This window comes from Candidatus Frankia nodulisporulans (assembly GCF_902806475.1).
GTDB classification, from domain to species: domain Bacteria; phylum Actinomycetota; class Actinomycetes; order Frankiales; family Frankiaceae; genus Frankia; species Frankia umida.
On sequence record NZ_CADCWS010000001.1, the window covers coordinates 1 to 16016 of the forward strand.

Genomic DNA, 16016 nt, shown 5'->3' on the forward strand with positions numbered 1-16016 from the left:
TTAACCTACGGCCATTGGGCCGTGGCCAGAGCCGCGACGCGGATGCCCTCATCTCGCTCGCCGAGGCGTTCCTGCATCATCAGGCGCCGAAGCTCCAGAACTCGCCACACACGTTCAACGTCCACGTCACCGCTCCCGGGACGGATGAGGACGAGGGCAGCGCCCACGCCGACGAGACGGCGTCCGAGGCCGCGCGCGATAAGGCCGACGTCGCCGGTCAGGATGTTCCGCGGAACCGCAGCAACAGCGAGCAGTCCGAACGCAGGACGCAGGCGTCACGAGGGCGGGTTCCCGCTGGTCTCGCTTCCGTCGGCGGCTGGACCGTCGGACTGCCGGCCGGCATGGTCAGCCGGCTTGGCTGCGACGGCATGATCCGTGCGTTGCTGACCGACCGTGAGAACAACCCGTTGCGTCTGGGCCGGCGCAACCGGCTACCCACCAGCAGAGTTCGTGACGCCGTGTATCTCCGCGACGAGGGCGTCTGTCGGTTTCCCTCCTGCGAGCACACGCGCTGGCTGCAGATCCATCATCTGGATGAATGGCATGCTGACGGCGGTGAGACGAACATCGAAAGGCTGTTGCTCGTCTGCGGCACGCATCATCGCGCCATCCACGACCAGAATCTTGCGCTTCGCCGTGACCACGACGGCACGGTTACCGTTCATGCTTCCGATGGCCGGGTTCTTCTCGGCACGCCGCCCGCGAATCGCGATTCCGGTTCTCAGCCCGTCCTCGTCCCGACCCTTGACGCGGCCATTCTCGACGAAGGAGAACGATATGGGCTGACGGCGTAGCGCAGCTGACAGGTCAGTTGACGCTGGCCGACGGTGCGGTGGCGAGCGCGGCCGAGCCACCGCCGCCGCCTACCTCACAGCCGCCGGAGTCCGCCGCGCTAACGGTGATCGTGACCACCTGGCCCTCACCGCCGGAAGAACCGAGTGCCCGGCCGTTGCAGGACAGGGCGACAGCGCCGGCATTTCCCATCCGAATGCGCAGTGCGCCGGGAGCGGTGATTGTGCGGGAATCTCCGGACTGGAGTAGCTGAGAGAGAAGAATGTGACTCTGATCGTCGCGAACCTCCAGCCAGCTCTGGGCTTCTGGAGTGGTCAGCACGAGATTCACCCCGGCAGGAGCGGGAGTGGTGGGTGGCGGAGCACTGGCCGACGGCGGCGGGGCCGCGGGCTCGCTCGCTGGGGTGCTCGGCTGACCTTGGCGCGCAGAGTCAGACGAATCAGACGAATCGCCACCGGGCAACAGGAGGATGACGATGGCGACCAGACACACTGCCAGCAGAGAAACAATCATGGCGGTGCCCCAGCGGAAGGTACGGCCGCCGCCACGGGAGGATCCGCGCAGCGGATCGAACTCACCCGGGGGGACGACGAGAACCGGGCCGGCCACCGACTCATGGGTTGCGTCGTAGGCGGCCAGTACTGGGCCGGGCTCAAGACCCAGAGTCGTCGCGATGCTGCGGAGGTGACCACGGGCGTACACCGTGCCGCCGCAGTGCGCGTAGTCGTCTCGCTCGATCTCTTCGATCAACGCGACCCGGACCCGCGTGCGCTCGCTGACCTCGTCGACTGTCAGGCCACGTTCGCGGCGGGCCGCGGCGAGCTGCGAGCCGGCGCTGGCCGGCTGCGGATCGTCCACGGACTGCATGACGCGACCTCCGCACCGTCCGTTTGCTGCCTACTACAGTGGAGGCACCCGGGTGCGAGTGTACGGTTCCCGACCCGGCGCTGAAAGCGGACTCACCCGGGCGTGCTCCCCCAGTCAGCCGGCTCGCAGGGTGGTGAGCAGGCCTTCCAGTTCGTCGGGCATGACCAGCACGTCGCGGGCCTTGGAGCCCTCGCTGGCGCCGACGATGCCGCGGCTTTCCATCAGGTCCATCAGGCGGCCGGCCTTGGCGAAGCCGACCCGCAGTTTGCGCTGCAGCATCGACGTCGAGCCGAACTGGGTGCTGACGACGAGCTCCACGGCTTGCAGGAACAGGGCCAGGTCATCGCCGATCTCCTCGTCGATGTCCTTCTTCGGCTCGCTGCCCGGATCGAACACGTCCACCCGGAACGCGGGCGGGGCCTGTTCCTTGGTGTGGTCGACGATGGCGGCGATCTCGTCCTCGGAGACGAAGGCGCCCTGGATGCGCGCCGGCTTACCGGCGCCCATCGGCAGGAACAGGGCGTCGCCGAGGCCGACGAGCTTCTCGGCGCCGGCCTGGTCGAGGATGGTGCGGCTGTCCGCGAGGGAGGCGGTCGCGAACGCCAGGCGGGACGGGACGTTCGCCTTGATCAGACCGGTGACGACGTCCACCGAGGGACGCTGCGTGGCGAGGACCAGGTGGATGCCGACGGCGCGGGCCATCGCCGTGATCCGGCAGATGGCGTCCTCGACGTCGCGCGGGGCGACCATCATCAGGTCGGCCAGCTCGTCGACGATGGTCAGGATGTACGGGTACGGGGTGTACACCCGCTCGGAACCTGGCGGGGCGACGATCTCGCCGGAGCGCACCTTGCGGTTGAAGTCATCGACATGACGTACTCCGCAGGCGGCGAGGTCCTCGTAGCGGTTCTCCATCTCCTTCACGACCCACTGCAGCGCGTCCGCGGCCTTCTTCGGGCTCGTGATGATCGGGGTGATCAGGTGCGGGATGCCCTGGTAGCTGGTGAGCTCCACGCGCTTGGGGTCGACCAGCACCATCCGGACCTGATCGGGGGTCGCCCGGGCCAGCACCGACGTGATCAGCGTGTTGATGCAGGTCGACTTGCCCGCGCCGGTCGCGCCCGCGATGAGGATGTGCGGCATCTTCGCGAGGTTCGCCAGGACGTAGCCGCCCTCGATGTCCTTGCCAAGGCCCACGACCAGCGGATGGGAGTTGCCAAGCGCCTCACCGCTGCGCAGCACGTCGCCGAGGGACACCAGCTCCCGGTCGGTGTTCGGGATCTCGACGCCGACGGCGCTCTTGCCCGGGATCGGGCTGATGATCCGCACGTCCGGGCTCTTCACGGCATAGGCGATGTTCTTTCCCAGCTGGGTGATGCGTTCGACCTTCACCGCCGCGCCGAGTTCGACCTCGTAACGGGTCACTGTCGGGCCGCGGGTGAAGCCGGTGACCCGGGCGTCGACCTTGAACTGGGCGAACACGTCGGTCAGCGAGGCGATCACCGTGTCGGTCGCCGCGGAACGGACCTTCGGCGGTGTCCCGGACCGCAGCAACGTCGGGGACGGCAGCACGTAGTCGCCCTCGCCCGGTGGCACCAGGAACTCGATCTGTTCGGCGGCGGCAGGCAGGCCGGTCGCCGTGTCGGCGGCACCCGCGGTCGCCTTCGCGGCCCGCTCCCGCCGACGCGGGCTGGGCGCCGGGGCGGCCGCGGCGGGCTGGGCGGGTTCCGGTGTGGCGTAGCCGGTGTCGGCCTCGGGGCCGGCGACCTCGCCGAACAGATCCAGGCCGACGTCCGCGGACGCGGCGGCCACCGGGTCGGGGGCTGGCTGACGGCGCCGGGAGCCACGGCGACCGGCTGGCCGGTCGGCCTCGACGTCGTACACCTCGACGGGTGCGGAGACAGCCGCGGCGGCGGGGGCGGCGTGGAACTCCTCGTCGTAGTCGGCCTCGGGCTCGGGGTCCTGGCCGGCACGCGGCTCGCGGACACCGGCGGTGAGCCGGTCGACGAGGGCGATCAGGCGTTCCGGGACCTGACGAATCGGGGTCGCGGTGATCACCAGGACGCCGAACAGCGCGAGCAGTACCAGCAGCGGGACGGCGATCATGGGGGTCACGGCGCTGGCCAGGGGCAGCCCGCCGATCAGACCGACGAGGCCGCCGGCACCCCGCACCCGGCTCAGCCCGTCACCGAGATCCGGCAGGCCACGAGCGATGTGCACCACGCCGAGCGCGCCGACCGCGAACGCCGACCAGCCGATCACCACACGGCCGCGGCTGTCGGGGTCGGTCGGCGAGCGGACCAGCCGCCAGGCGGCGCCCAGACCGAACAGGGGCAGCATCCAGGCACCGGCGCCGACGAACAGCTCAAGCGTGCCGGCCACGAAGTCGCCGACCGGCCCGCCGGCGGCGAACCACACCGCGGCGACGGCGAGGATCGCACCGCCGAAGGCGGCCAGACCCAGCCCGTCCCGCCGGTGGGCCGGGTCGATGCGCAGATCGCGCGCATTGCGCCCGGTGTGCCGCAGCACCGTGCCGAGCAGCGTCGCCACCGACATCCATGACCGGTAGCAGGTGCGTACGACAACCTGCCCGATCAGCAACGACAGCGGCGGCCGGGTAGGCCGGGCTGGCCGGACCGCCGGTCGTGCTGGCGGGCGAGCCTTGCCGCCCTGACGTCCGCCGCCCCCAGGTCGGGGCGTGGCCGTCCCCGTCTGCGCACGCGCCCGCGCGCCACTAGTCCGTGTGGCCACCGTCGAAACGGTACACAGGAAGGAGGCCTAGTCACTGCAACCCCGACGAACCGGGCGTGCCGCGGCGCGTGCGGCGGCACGCGCCGCTCAGACCTCCAGCACCACCGGAAGGATCATGGGGCGGCGACGGTAGTTCTCGTTCACCCAACGGCCAACGGTCCGCCGCACGAGTTGCTGCAGCGCGGCGGTGTCGTTCATACCGGTGCGCATCGCGTCGGCGAGGGCGTCTGCGACGAGTTTCGCCACCGGGTCGAAGGTGCTACGCGAATCGGTGAACCCGCGGGCCGACATGTCCGGCCCGACGACGACCTTGCCGGCCGCGGCGTCCACCACGACGGTGATCGTGATGAAGCCCTCCTCGCCGAGGATGCGCCGGTCCTTCAGGCTCGGCTCCCCGACATCGCCGACGGCGGCGCCGTCGACGTAGACATAACCGCAGGGGACCACCCCGGTGATCCGGGCCCGACCGTCGAGCAGGTCGATGACCATGCCGTCCTCGGCGAGCACGACGTGGTCGGCGGGCACGCCGGTGGCCTCGGCGAGCTTGGCGTGCGCGCGCAGGTGACGCCATTCGCCGTGCACGGGCATGACGTTGGACGGCCTGGTCGCGTTCAGCACGTACAGCAGTTCACCGGCCGGCGCGTGGCCCGAGGTGTGGACCTTGGCGACGCCCTTGTGGACGACCCGCGCACCGTGGCGGGTGAGCCCGTTGATGACCCGGAAGACGGCGTTCTCGTTGCCGGGGATGAGGCTGGAGGCGAGCACGACCGTGTCACCGGTCTCGATCCGGATCTGGTGGTCCCGGTTGGCCATCCGCGACAGTGCCGACAGCGGCTCACCCTGCGAACCGGTGGAGACCAGGCAGATGTTGCGGTCGGGCAGCGAATCGAGGTCACGCAGGTCGACGACGAGACCCGGTGGCACCCGCAGCAGCCCCAGGTCACGGGCGACACCCATGTTGCGCAGCATCGAGCGCCCGACGAAGCACACCGAACGGCCATGCGCCTCGGCCGCCTCGAGTACCTGCTGCACCCGGTGCACGTGGCTGGAGAAGCAGGCGACGATGATCCGCCTGGTCGCGTCCCGGAACACCCCGTCGAGCACGGGGGCGATCTCCCGCTCCGAGGTGACGAACCCTGGGACCTCGGCGTTCGTCGAGTCGGACAGCAGCAGGTCGACACCTTCGCGGCCGAGCCGGGCGAAACCGCCGAGGTCGGTCAGACGCCCGTCCAGGGGGAGCTGGTCCATCTTGAAGTCGCCGGTGTGCAGCACGAGGCCGGCGTCGGTGCGGATGGCCACGGCGACGGCGTCCGGAATCGAGTGGTTGACCGCGAAGAACTCGCACTCGAACGGGCCGTAGTTGTGCCGCTCCTCCTCCCGGATCTCCTGCGTGACCGCCTTGATCCGGTGCTCGGCGAGCTTGGCCGTCAGCAGCGCCAGGGTGAGCCGGGTGCCGATGATCGGAATGTCGCGACGTTCACGCAACAGGTAGGGGACGGCGCCGATGTGGTCCTCATGCGCGTGGGTGAGGATCAGCGCGTCGATGTCGTGGAGACGGTCCCGAATGGCGGTGAAGTCCGGCAGGATCAGGTCGACGCCGGGCTGGAAGTCCTCGGGGAACAGGACACCGCAGTCGACGATCAACAGCCGGCCGGCGTGTTCGAAGACCGTCATGTTGCGACCGATCTCGCCCACCCCGCCGAGCGGGATGATGCGCAGACCGTCGGCGCGCAACGCCGGCGGGGGTCCGTACTCAGGGTGCGGATGGCTCATGCGGACTCTCCCGCTGCGACGACGGCATATCGATGGCCGTGGGCTGATTCGGGCGCGAGGGTGACATCCAGGCCGGGCACGGCAGCGAGGTCGACGCGCAACTGGGTGATCTCGGCGGGCGTCGCGTCGACCAGGGGCGGGCGGACCGGCCCAGCGGGCAGGCCCGCGGCCGCCAGCGCCGCCTTCGCGAGGATCACCCCCTGGCTGCGGAAGATGCCCTCGAAAGCGGGCAGTAGTGCCTCGTGCAGTGCCCGGGCCCGGGTGGCATCACCCGCGGCGAAGGACTCGATCATGGTGCGGATGGCGCGGGTCGCCACATGTGACACGACGCTGATCACTCCGCAGCCGCCGATCGACAGCAGCGGCAGGGTGAGCGCGTCGGTGCCGGCGTAATAGGCCAGGTCGCTACGGGCCAGCACTCGGGAGGAGGCGGCCAGGTCGTCCTTGGCGTCCTTGACGGCGACGATCCGTGGATGCTCAGCCAGACGCAGCAGCGTCTCGGATTCGACCGGCACTCCTGTCCGGACCGGGATGTCATAGATCATGACGGGCAGGTCGGTCGCGTCGGCGACGAGGGTGAAGTGGCGCAGCAGGCCCGCCTGCGGTGGCCGACTGTAGTAGGGCGCCACCACGAGCAGCCCGTCAGCACCGGCCGCCGCGGCGGCGCGGGCGAGTTCGACGGAGTGCGCGGTGTCGTTGGTGCCGACCCCGGCGACCACCCGGGCGCGCCCACCGACCGCCTCCGCGACGACCCGGATCAGCCGGGTCTTCTCGGCGTCGCTCGTGGTCGGCGACTCGCCTGTGGTGCCGTTGACGACGAGCGCCTCATTGCCCACCTCGACCAGGTGGGTCGCGAGCGCGGCGGCACCCGCCTCGTCCAGGGCACCATCCGCCCCGAACGGCGTGATCATTGCCGTGATCATGCGCCCGAACGGCGCCGGCGGCAACACTGACATACCGGTCACGCTAGAGCGCACCTCCGACAATCGTCTCTTCCGGCCGGCTCACATCGCACGGCCCACCGAACCCACATTCACCGTCTCCACCAGTCCACGCTTCGAGCACACACCGATCCGCGCATCAGATGGCCGGCCCATCGTCCATCGAGCCGGCCACGCCGGCCAGACCGGCGTGTCACCCATGGTGCGCGTCCGCCCACAACGGACGCCCATGGGGCACCTGCCGGCGGCGAGCCACGAAGCCCGGGCCGCCCGCAGGCGAGCAACACCGACCCGTCCCCGAGCCGCGCCCCGGGGACGATCGACGCATCTCACGTTCAGTGAGCGCGCACGGACCCTCCGGGTACACGACCGGGCGAACGGGTCGCCCGGTCGGCTCCCTGCCCGCCAGCACCCAGCATGTTGCGATCCAGCCGCTGCCACAGTTCCCGGCGCCCGAGACGTACCAGCGACCGCAGCCCGCCGGCCCGTGATGCGCCAAGGGCAACACCCGGGCCGTAGTTCTTCGGCATCCGCCACCGTCCCGTCAGCCGCTTGGGGGCCTTCAGAGTACCGCCACGAAGCCGGTCGAGGATGGTGGCAACCGGTTATCCGGACTCCATCCGTGGCCCGGATGATGCCAGCGGCACTCCGAGCGGCCCCGCCGACACCTCGACCGGGGCCGCCAGCGCCCCCGCCCGCACCCCCGAGAGCGAGCCGGCCTCCGCCGGGGCGCGCCACCCGGCGGCCCGCGCACCGGCCAGCACGGACAGGGCGACCAGCAGCATGAGCAGGGCTGTCTTCGCCGGGCCGAGCACCCACGCGGCCAGGCTGGAGCGCTCGCGGGTGAGCAGCAGCGTCGCCGCGAACGACGACGGAAGGGTGATCACAGCGACCGCGTCCGGGGCGAGATCGATCGGTAGCACCGACACCACGACGGTGAGCAGCATCAGCAGACCGACCCCCGCGGTCACCCGGCTGACGTCCGCCGACACGCTGAGCCGGACCACCAGCCGAGATCGCGGCGGGCGGCGGGCGTCGGTGGTGTAGAAGGCGAAGACCTCCCGGTTGCGTTGTAGGTCCTCGATGTAGGTGCGGCCGACCGGATCGCCGAACTGGTCGACCATCACCGGAGTGTCCAGTTCGATGGACGTGTCGTCGGTGCCGATGCTGACGTGGTAGCTGCCGGTGCCGGCGGAGTCGACATCGATCAGCGCCGCGGGGCGCAGCGCGGCCCGCCAGCGCGCCGACCACCGGGCGACCCCGGACCCGCCAGCGCCCCCACCGGGACCAGGCCCACCGGGTACCGCACGACCGCGTACCAGAACGGTCCGCAGTTCCTCGCTCGACTTGATCAGGAACGGTCGGTACGGGTCCACGGTGATGGCTGCCAGCGCCTCCCAGCGCCGGCCGTACTCCGCGACGGTGGTCAGCACCGGCTCGGCGGGCGGGCCGGCCAGCACCAGCGCGTCGACCCAGGTGACGAACGCGCCGAGATAGCCCTCGATCGCGTCCGGATCGAGCCCGTCGGGGACGTCCGGGTCACGCCAGAGCTCACCGACCGCGAGCAGCAGGGTCTCGGCGCTGCTCAGCGCGTCGAACGGCTCCGCCAACGCGGTCGCGAGCACCCGCTCGGTGTCGGCGACGAGTTCGCCCCAGCGGGCCAGCCGCGGCCGCGGTACGTCGAGGTCGGCCTCGAGGGCGAGGTAGGCCTCGAGGGCGTCCGGACGCACCGGCCGACCGGCGGGGGGAAGCAGGACCGGATAGTTACCCGAGAGCCGGCCGGGCCGAAAGCGCGAGATCGCGTCCACGACGCGGCGTGCCGGCATCTCCAGGGGGACGCCGGCCGCGTCGGCGAGCCGCGCGACCAGGTTGCCCTGTACCGCGACGGAGGTGCCGTACGGCATCAGATGGGCGTCGGTGCCGCCCGGACCGACGAGGTCGAAGGCCACCAGGGCGCGTTTGGACAGGGTCGAGACCGGCACCAGGACGCTGACCTCGGCGGGGAGCCGACCGGACGTGTCGACGCGGCCGGCCCCGGTGGCCGGGACGATCTCGGTGAGCACCTCGTCCAGCGGACCCCAGTTGACCGACCGGGCCAGCCGGCAGCGGTTGGCGCTGACCAGCGTGAACTGGTCGACGACCCGGCGCCGCAGCCCCTGGTAGCGCGGGGGTGGGGCGAGCAGGGTCATCGTGACCTCGTCGACGTCGGTGAGGTCGAGCACCGAGGCGTGGGCGGCGTCGTCGCGTCGACGCCACCGCCACGGCCGCCCGAGACCAGGCCGCCCGCCCGCGCCGCTCGCACCACCAGGCATGCCTGCCACAAGTCAGGACATTACCTGACTTGAACGGCGCGTTCCCTCACCGTGGGTCAACCTGGACCGGCGAGCGGGCCGCGGGTGGTCAGCCCTCGCCGACCAGCGGGCTGGAGGCGACCTCGGTGCCGTCGTCGAGGGTGGAGATGCGGAAGTCGGCGAACACGTTCGGCGCCACGGCCTGCAGCTCCCGCAGGATCGTCACGGCCAGGCCGCGGATCTCCACGTCGGCGTGCTCGCTGGCCCGCATCGCGATGAAGTGCCGCCAGGCCCGGTAGTTGCCGGTGACCACGATCCGCGTCTCGGTCGCGTTCGGCAGCACCGAACGGGCTGCCTGGCGGGCCTGCTTACGCCTGGAGGTCGGCGCGGAGACGTCGGCGAAGTGCTTCTCCAGGCCTTCCAACAGTTCACCGTAGGCGGCCAGGGAGGCGGCCGTGGCCCGCTGGAACAGCGCGTGCAGCGCCGGGTCGGCGGCGACCACCTCGGGTTCGACGACGGCGGCGTCCCGCTCGGGGACGTAGCGCTGCGACAGCTGGCTGTAGGAGAAGTGCCGGTGGCGGACCAGCTCGTGGGTGAGGCTGCGGGACACCCCGGTGACGTAGAGCGTGACGGTGCCGTGTTCCAGGACCGACAGGTGCCCGACGTCAAGGATGTGGCGCAGGTAGCCGGCGTTCGTCGCGGTCGCCGGGTTCGGCTTGCTCCAGCTCTGGTAGCAGGCCCGGCCGGCGAACTCGGCCAGCGCCTGACCACCGTCGGCATCGGTGCTCCAGGGGACGTCCGACGGTGGGAGGAACTCCGTCTTCGCGATCACCTGGACCCGCGGGTGGTCCGGCGCTGGTACGGCGCCGTCCCTGGACTCCGACCCGGGCACCGGTTCGGCTGCCGGCTGCGACACTGCCACCTCCATCCGACCCGCGACCCGGGATCGGGCACGGACCTCCCAACGGTAGACGCTGGCGTCACCCCGCGAACCGCCGCATCCGGTCGAGCGTCCGGCAATCCGTCGATCAGGGCCAGCAATGCGCCGAGCCGGCCAGCAATCGCCCAAGCGGGCCGGTGTCGGCATCCACTTACCCGTCCGGTCACGCGATCGACGCGCGACGGTTGGGCCCCCCGCGACGCGTGGTACACCGGAGATGGACGCCTCGCCGCTCCCCAAACGGCAGGTGTCCGCATCGCCCGCACCCGCGGCGAGACCCGGCCTGGCCGGGGGTCTTCGCCCCCGTCACCCCCCGGCCACCGGGCCCGCGGCGGTGGGCGGCCCTCCCGCGATGGCGCGGCGGCATCCCCGCCGCGCGCATCCGGGCCGACCGACCTGCCGACCGGCCAGATCGGCCAGATCGGCCAGATCGGTTCAGGCGCTCGGCGGCGTCCATCCGGTCGGGTCGGCGGTGGTCTGGTCGCCGGTGGTCAGATTCTTGACCTCGTGGTCACGGCCGTCGTCGAACGGAGGGAACCAGACGTGGCCGATGCCCTTGCGCACCGCGTACCGGACCTGTTTGGCCAGCTTGTCGGGCTGGTGGTAGGTCTCCACCCGCAGGCCACGCCCGCGCAGCTGCGCCGCGGTGGACAGCGCCGCCGCCCGGCGGGCCGCCGACGGGATGACGACGAGCACATCGGCGGGACTTGCCGGGCCCAGCGTCAGCAGCCCCTCGGCGAGCAGCTTCGCGAAGATACGGGTCAGACCGATCGAGATGCCGACGCCGGGCAGGCTGCGGCGGATGAACGAACCGGCCAGGTTCTCGTAGCGCCCACCGGAGCAGATGCTGCCGAAGTCCGGCCAGTCCACGAACTTCGCCTCGTAGACGGTGCCGGTGTAGTAGTCGAGGCCGCGGGCGATCGACAGGTCGGCGACCACGCTGCCGGCGGGCAGGTCGGCCAGGTCGGCCAGTACGGCGGCGAGCTCATCCAGGCCTTCGTCGAGCAGATCCGACTTGACCCGCAGCTCCCGAACCCGCTCGACCACCTCGGCGTCGGAGGCCACCCGGATCGCGGCGAGGTCCAGGCAGGCCTGGACCTGGTCCGGGGCGAGACCGGCCCGCGTCGCGAGCAGGTCACCGACCCCGACCCGGCCGATCTTGTCCATCCGGTCGACGATGCGGATCACCGCGAGCGGGTCGGCGACGCCGAGCCCCTCGTAGAAACCCTGCAGAACCTTCCGGTTGTTGATGTTGAGGGTCCACGGTGGGACACCCAGGGTGGTGAGCACCTCGTGCACGATCCGCGGCAGTTCGGCGTCGAAGTGCAACGGCATCCGGTCGACGTTGATGACGTCGATGTCGCACTGGGTGAACTCGCGGAACCGGCCCTCCTGGGGCCGCTCGCCCCGCCACACCCGCTGCGTCTGGTACCGCTTGAACGGAAAGACGAGCTCGTTGAAGTGCGCGGCGACGTACCGGGCGAACGGCACGGTGAGGTCGAAGTGCAGACCGAGCCGGGCGCTGTCGTCGTCGGCGTCGGCCTGCAGCCGGCGCAGGGCGTAGACCTCCTGCGAGGTCTCCCCCTTGGCCATCAGCACGTCGAGGGCCTCGACCGAGGGTGTCTCCACCGAGCAGAACCCGTAGCTCTCGAAGATCCGCCGGATCGTGTCGAGCCAGCGCTGTTCGATGACCCGGACCTCGGGCAACCACTCGGGAAAGCCGCTGATGGGCAGGGGCCGCACGATCGGCGCGTCGCCGGGCGCCGCCACGTTCTCCTGGACCATCCTCGTACCCTACCGGTGGATATCCACATCTCGGGGATCCCCGCTGCGGCCGGCCATCCCCGGCCCGCCGGCGACCGGCCGCCGGCGGCCGATCAGCCGATCGCCCTAGCCGACCTGTGGCGCGTGGGCCGGCATCCGGGTGGCCGCGGCGACCTGCGCGGGCGGTGTCGACGCGGCGGACGTCGGCACCGGCCACTGGGCCGGGACGCCGGTGGGGATGACCCCGGTCGGCCGGCCGGGCGCCAGGTAGACCCAGCCGGCCTGCCGCCAGCGGTCGCCGTCCAGGGCGTGCCGGGCGTCGATGACCACCCGGCGACGCATCAGCGGGCCCAGCCTGGCCGGGTCAAGCTCGGCGAACTGCCGCCATTCGGTGAGCAGCACGACCGCGTCCGCCCCGGTGACCACGCTGTCCTCGACCCGGTCGCTGTAGGCGACCGTCGGCAGCGCCCGGCGGGCGTTATGCGTGGCCACCGGGTCGACGACGGTGACCTGCGCGCCGGTGCGGGCCAACAGGTCGGCCACGGCGAGGGCGGGTGAGTCCCGCACGTCGTCGGAGTTCGGTTTGAACGCGGCGCCGAGCACGAGCAGCCGACGGTGCGCGAGCGTGCCGTCGAGGGCCGCGGCCAGCAGTTCGACGACCCGGTCGCGCCGACGGTTGTTGATCTCGTCGATCTCGCCCAGAAACCGCAGCGCGACACCGACGCCGAGCTCATCGGCCCGGGCCTGGAAGGCGCGGATGTCCTTGGGCAGGCAGCCACCTCCGAAGCCCACCCCGGGCCGCAGGAAGTTCCCGCCGATGCGCACATCGTGGGACAGCGCCTCGGCCAGCGTCAGCACATCGGCGTCGACGGCCTCACACACCTCGGCCATCGCGTTGATGAAGGAGATCTTCGTCGCGAGGAACGAGTTGGCCGCGGTCTTGACCAGTTCGGCGGTGGCGTAGTCGGTCACGATCACCGGGACGCCCTGGGCGATCACCGGGGCGAACGCGGCCCGCAGCGCGCCTTCGGCGGCCGGCGAGGCCACACCGAAGACCAGCCGGTCCGGTCGCAGGGTGTCGGCGACCGCGAAACCCTCCCGCAGGAACTCCGGGTTCCAGGCCAGCTGGACGCCTCCGAGCGCGGCGGCGGCGCTGCTCGAGCCGGCGGCGGCGCCGTTCGTCCCGGCGGCGGCGCCGTTGGTGTGGTTGGCGGGGGCGAGCCTGGCCAGCGTCTGGGCGATGCCGGCGGCGGTGCCTGCGGGCACCGTGGACTTGCCGACGACCAGGCAGGGACGGGTCAGCAGCGGTGCCAGCCGCTCGATCGCGGCGTTGAGGTGGCTCAGGTCCGCGCCGTTGCCGCCGGCCTGCTGCGGAGTGCCGACGCAGACGAAGTGGACGTCGCCGAACGCGGCGATCTCCTCGAAGGAGGTGGTGAAACGCAGCCGACCGGTGGCCAGGTTCGCCCGTAGCAGGTCGGCGAGATCGGGCTCGAAGAACGGGATCTCGCCCGCGGACAGCCGCTCGATCTTCGACTGGTCGACGTCGACCGCGAGTACCTCGAATCCCAGCTCCGCCATGCAGACGGCATGGGTGGCGCCGAGATATCCGGTTCCGACGACCGTCAGGCGCGGTCGGGACGTGCGGTCCGCTGCCTGGTCAGGGCGCTCCGGCGTGGTCATCAGGCTCCCTCGTCGTCATATCCGGTCGGGTTGAGGCGCTGGAACTCCCAGGCGTCCCGGCACATCTGGGCGACGTCGTGGCGCGCCGTCCAGCCAAGCGCCTCGCGGGCGAGCGTCGGGTCGGCCACCAGGGCGGCGACGTCCCCGGCGCGGCGCGCCATGATGCGCCGGGGCAGTTCTCGTCCGCAGGCCGCGGAGAAGGCCGCGAGCAGTTCCAGGACGGATGTCCCCTGGCCGGTGCCCAGGTTGATGACCCGGTGCCCGGCGACATCGCGAAGGTGGTCCAGGGCGAGGCGGTGGCCGTGGGCCAGGTCGACCACGTGGATGTAGTCGCGCACACCGGTGCCGTCCGGGGTCGGGTAGTCGTCCCCGAAGACGGACAGTTCGGCGCGGCGTCCCACCGCGACCTGCGCGATGTAGGGCATCACGTTGTTCGGCACGCCGCGCGGGTCCTCGCCGAGCAGGCCGGACGGGTGCGCACCGACCGGGTTGAAGTACCGCAGCGAGGTGATGTGCCAGCGCGGGTCCGCGACGCACAGGTCGGCGAGGATCTGCTCGCAGATCCACTTCGTGCGCGAGTACGGGTTCGTCGGACGAGCCGGCGCGTCCTCGGTGATCGGCACCTTGTCGACCGTGCCGTGGATGGCGCAGGACGAGGAGAAGACCAGGTCCCGCACGCCGTGTTCGCCCATCACGTGCAGCAGGCCGAGGGTCGCGCCCACGTTGGAGTCGTAGTAGGCCAGCGGCATCTCGACCGACTCGCCGACCGCCTTGCGCGCGGCGAAGTGCACCACCGCGTCGATCGGCTGGCGGCGGAACAGTTCGTCGAGGGCGGCCCGGTCCCGCACGTCGAGGCGGACGAAGTCGAGTTCACGATCGGCGATCTTGCCAATCCGGTCGAGCACCCGGGGCGAGGAGTTGAGGAAGTTGTCGACCCCGATCACCCGGTGTCCCGCGGCCAGCAGGTCCACACAGGTGTGCGAACCGATGAATCCCGTCGCCCCGGTGACCAGGACCGTTCTGGTGGCCTGCGTCGACGTCATCGTCGCGCCCCCTTCATCCACGCCGCTGGCACCCTCGTCGTCGACATCTCGGCGGCCGACGTCCGGCCAGCCGGAACCGGGACAACATAACTCCCTGGTCGCGCGGCGGCCCCCCGGTGAATCACACCGGTGTGAGCCGGCGGGCTGGTGTTCACCCGGCGGTCAGGCGACGGTCTGGCGGCGCTCGATGAGCTGACCCGCGAACCACGAGATCGTGCGGTTCAGACCGTCGTGCAGCTCCGTTTTCGGTTCCCAGCCAAGCAGCGTGCGGGCCTGGGTGATGTCGGGCTGACGCACCGAGGGATCGTCGGTCGGCCGGGGGACGAAGGTGATCGGCGCGGACGAACCACACAGATCACGCACGAGCCGCGCGGTGTCGAGGATCGACATCTCGTGCGGGTTGCCGATGTTGACCGGGCCGGCCAGGTCGGAGTGCAGCAGCCGGACGATCCCGTCGATGAGGTCGTCGACGTAGCAGATCGAGCGGGTCTGCGAGCCGTCGCCCGAGACGGTGATCGGCTCGTCGCGCAGCGCCTGTGACACGAAGGCGGGAATGGCCCGTCCGTCGTCCACCCGCATCCGCGGGCCGTAGGTGTTGAAGATCCGCACGATCGCCGTGTCGACTCCGTGCTTGCGCCGGTAGGCCATCGTGACCGCCTCGGCGAAGCGCTTCGCCTCGTCGTAGACGCTGCGCGGACCGACCGGGTTGACGTTTCCCCAGTAGGTCTCCGGCTGCGGGTTGACCAGCGGGTCGCCGTAGGACTCCGAGGTGGACGCGAGCAGGAAACGCGCGTTCTTCTCCCGGGCCAGGCCGAGGGCGTGGAAGGTGCCGAGCGACCCCACCTTCAGTGTCTCGATCGGCAACTCGTAGTAATCCACCGGAGATGCCGGCGAGGCGAAGTGCAGGACCACATCCACCGGGCCGGAAACGTGGATGAAATCCGTGACATCCCGGTTGACAAGCCGGAAACGCCGATCGGCCAGCAGATGATCGACATTCTCTGGTCGACCCGTGACGAAGTTGTCAAAGCAGACGACCTCATAGCCGTCGCCGAGGAGCCGCTCGCAGAGATGACTGCCAAGGAAGCCGGCGCCGCCGGTCACTATCGCACGCACGTGAAGTGCTCCCGGAGCTGAATCATTAAGGACGATTTAAGGTTCACTCCGACGACCG

11 protein-coding genes are annotated in these 16016 nt (G+C 70.9%); 1 reads left to right on the plus strand and 10 read right to left on the minus strand.

Annotation, left to right across the window (positions count from 1 at the left end; all coding sequences use genetic code 11):
• Positions 1-794, plus strand: a 794-nt coding sequence (locus G6R24_RS00005) for an HNH endonuclease signature motif containing protein (protein WP_163546960.1), incomplete at its 5' end; no start/stop codon positions are given.
• 13 nt (positions 795-807) lie between these two features.
• Here the strand turns inward: G6R24_RS00005 and G6R24_RS00010 are convergent.
• The 10 genes from G6R24_RS00010 to G6R24_RS00055 form a co-directional block, all read right to left on the minus strand.
• On the minus strand, positions 808-1659 hold the full coding sequence (locus G6R24_RS00010; protein ID WP_163546962.1) for a helix-turn-helix domain-containing protein: 852 nt from the start codon (positions 1657-1659) through the stop codon (positions 808-810).
• A 114-nt stretch (positions 1660-1773) separates the two neighbouring features.
• Positions 1774-4215: an FtsK/SpoIIIE family DNA translocase gene (locus G6R24_RS00015; RefSeq protein WP_225437886.1), complete on the minus strand. Its 2442-nt coding sequence runs from the start codon at positions 4213-4215 to the stop codon at positions 1774-1776.
• Between the two features lie 282 nt (positions 4216-4497).
• Positions 4498-6183 carry a ribonuclease J gene (locus G6R24_RS00020; RefSeq protein WP_163546964.1) on the minus strand — a complete coding sequence of 562 codons (1686 nt, stop codon included), beginning with the start codon at positions 6181-6183 and terminating at the stop codon, positions 4498-4500.
• A complete protein-coding gene (gene dapA / locus G6R24_RS00025) occupies positions 6180-7139 on the minus strand; it encodes a 4-hydroxy-tetrahydrodipicolinate synthase (protein WP_175084806.1) in 960 nt (319 codons plus the stop codon). The genes G6R24_RS00020 and dapA overlap by 4 nt, the downstream gene beginning before the upstream one ends.
• 590 nt (positions 7140-7729) lie before the next feature.
• Positions 7730-9436, minus strand: coding sequence for a hypothetical protein (locus tag G6R24_RS00030; protein WP_225437903.1), 1707 nt, complete (start codon positions 9434-9436; stop codon positions 7730-7732).
• Between the two features lie 88 nt (positions 9437-9524).
• Positions 9525-10343: an FAD-dependent thymidylate synthase gene (gene thyX / locus G6R24_RS00035; protein WP_391530155.1), complete on the minus strand. Its 819-nt coding sequence runs from the start codon at positions 10341-10343 to the stop codon at positions 9525-9527.
• Positions 10344-10790: 447 nt separating this feature from the next.
• Entirely contained in the window at positions 10791-12140 is a 1350-nt protein-coding gene (hisS, locus tag G6R24_RS00040) for a histidine--tRNA ligase (protein ID WP_163546968.1), read from the minus strand.
• Between the two features lie 105 nt (positions 12141-12245).
• Positions 12246-13799: a UDP-glucose dehydrogenase family protein gene (locus G6R24_RS00045; RefSeq protein WP_225437888.1), complete on the minus strand. Its 1554-nt coding sequence runs from the start codon at positions 13797-13799 to the stop codon at positions 12246-12248.
• Positions 13799-14842 (minus strand): UDP-glucose 4-epimerase GalE, encoded by a 1044-nt coding sequence (gene galE / locus G6R24_RS00050; RefSeq protein WP_163546970.1) that lies wholly within the window; start codon positions 14840-14842, stop codon positions 13799-13801. The genes G6R24_RS00045 and galE overlap by 1 nt, the downstream gene beginning before the upstream one ends.
• 162 nt (positions 14843-15004) lie before the next feature.
• On the minus strand, positions 15005-15958 hold the full coding sequence (locus tag G6R24_RS00055) for a UDP-glucuronic acid decarboxylase family protein (RefSeq protein ID WP_163546972.1): 954 nt from the start codon (positions 15956-15958) through the stop codon (positions 15005-15007).
• Between the last annotated feature and the right edge of the window lie 58 nt (positions 15959-16016).

Excerpts from the sequence above, each read along its gene's own strand:
- G6R24_RS00010 (WP_163546962.1), bottom strand. The coding sequence starts at position 1,659 with ATGCAGTCCGTGGACGATCCGCAGCCGGCCAGCGCCGGCTCGCAGCTC.
- G6R24_RS00015 (WP_225437886.1), bottom strand. The coding sequence starts at position 4,215 with ATGTCGGTGGCGACGCTGCTCGGCACGGTGCTGCGGCACACCGGGCGC.
- G6R24_RS00020 (WP_163546964.1), bottom strand. The coding sequence starts at position 6,183 with ATGAGCCATCCGCACCCTGAGTACGGACCCCCGCCGGCGTTGCGCGCC.
- dapA (WP_175084806.1), bottom strand. The coding sequence starts at position 7,139 with ATGTCAGTGTTGCCGCCGGCGCCGTTCGGGCGCATGATCACGGCAATG.
- G6R24_RS00030 (WP_225437903.1), bottom strand. The coding sequence starts at position 9,436 with ATGCCTGGTGGTGCGAGCGGCGCGGGCGGGCGGCCTGGTCTCGGGCGG.
- thyX (WP_391530155.1), bottom strand. The coding sequence starts at position 10,343 with ATGGAGGTGGCAGTGTCGCAGCCGGCAGCCGAACCGGTGCCCGGGTCG.
- hisS (WP_163546968.1), bottom strand. The coding sequence starts at position 12,140 with ATGGTCCAGGAGAACGTGGCGGCGCCCGGCGACGCGCCGATCGTGCGG.
- G6R24_RS00045 (WP_225437888.1), bottom strand. The coding sequence starts at position 13,799 with ATGACCACGCCGGAGCGCCCTGACCAGGCAGCGGACCGCACGTCCCGA.
- galE (WP_163546970.1), bottom strand. The coding sequence starts at position 14,842 with ATGACGTCGACGCAGGCCACCAGAACGGTCCTGGTCACCGGGGCGACG.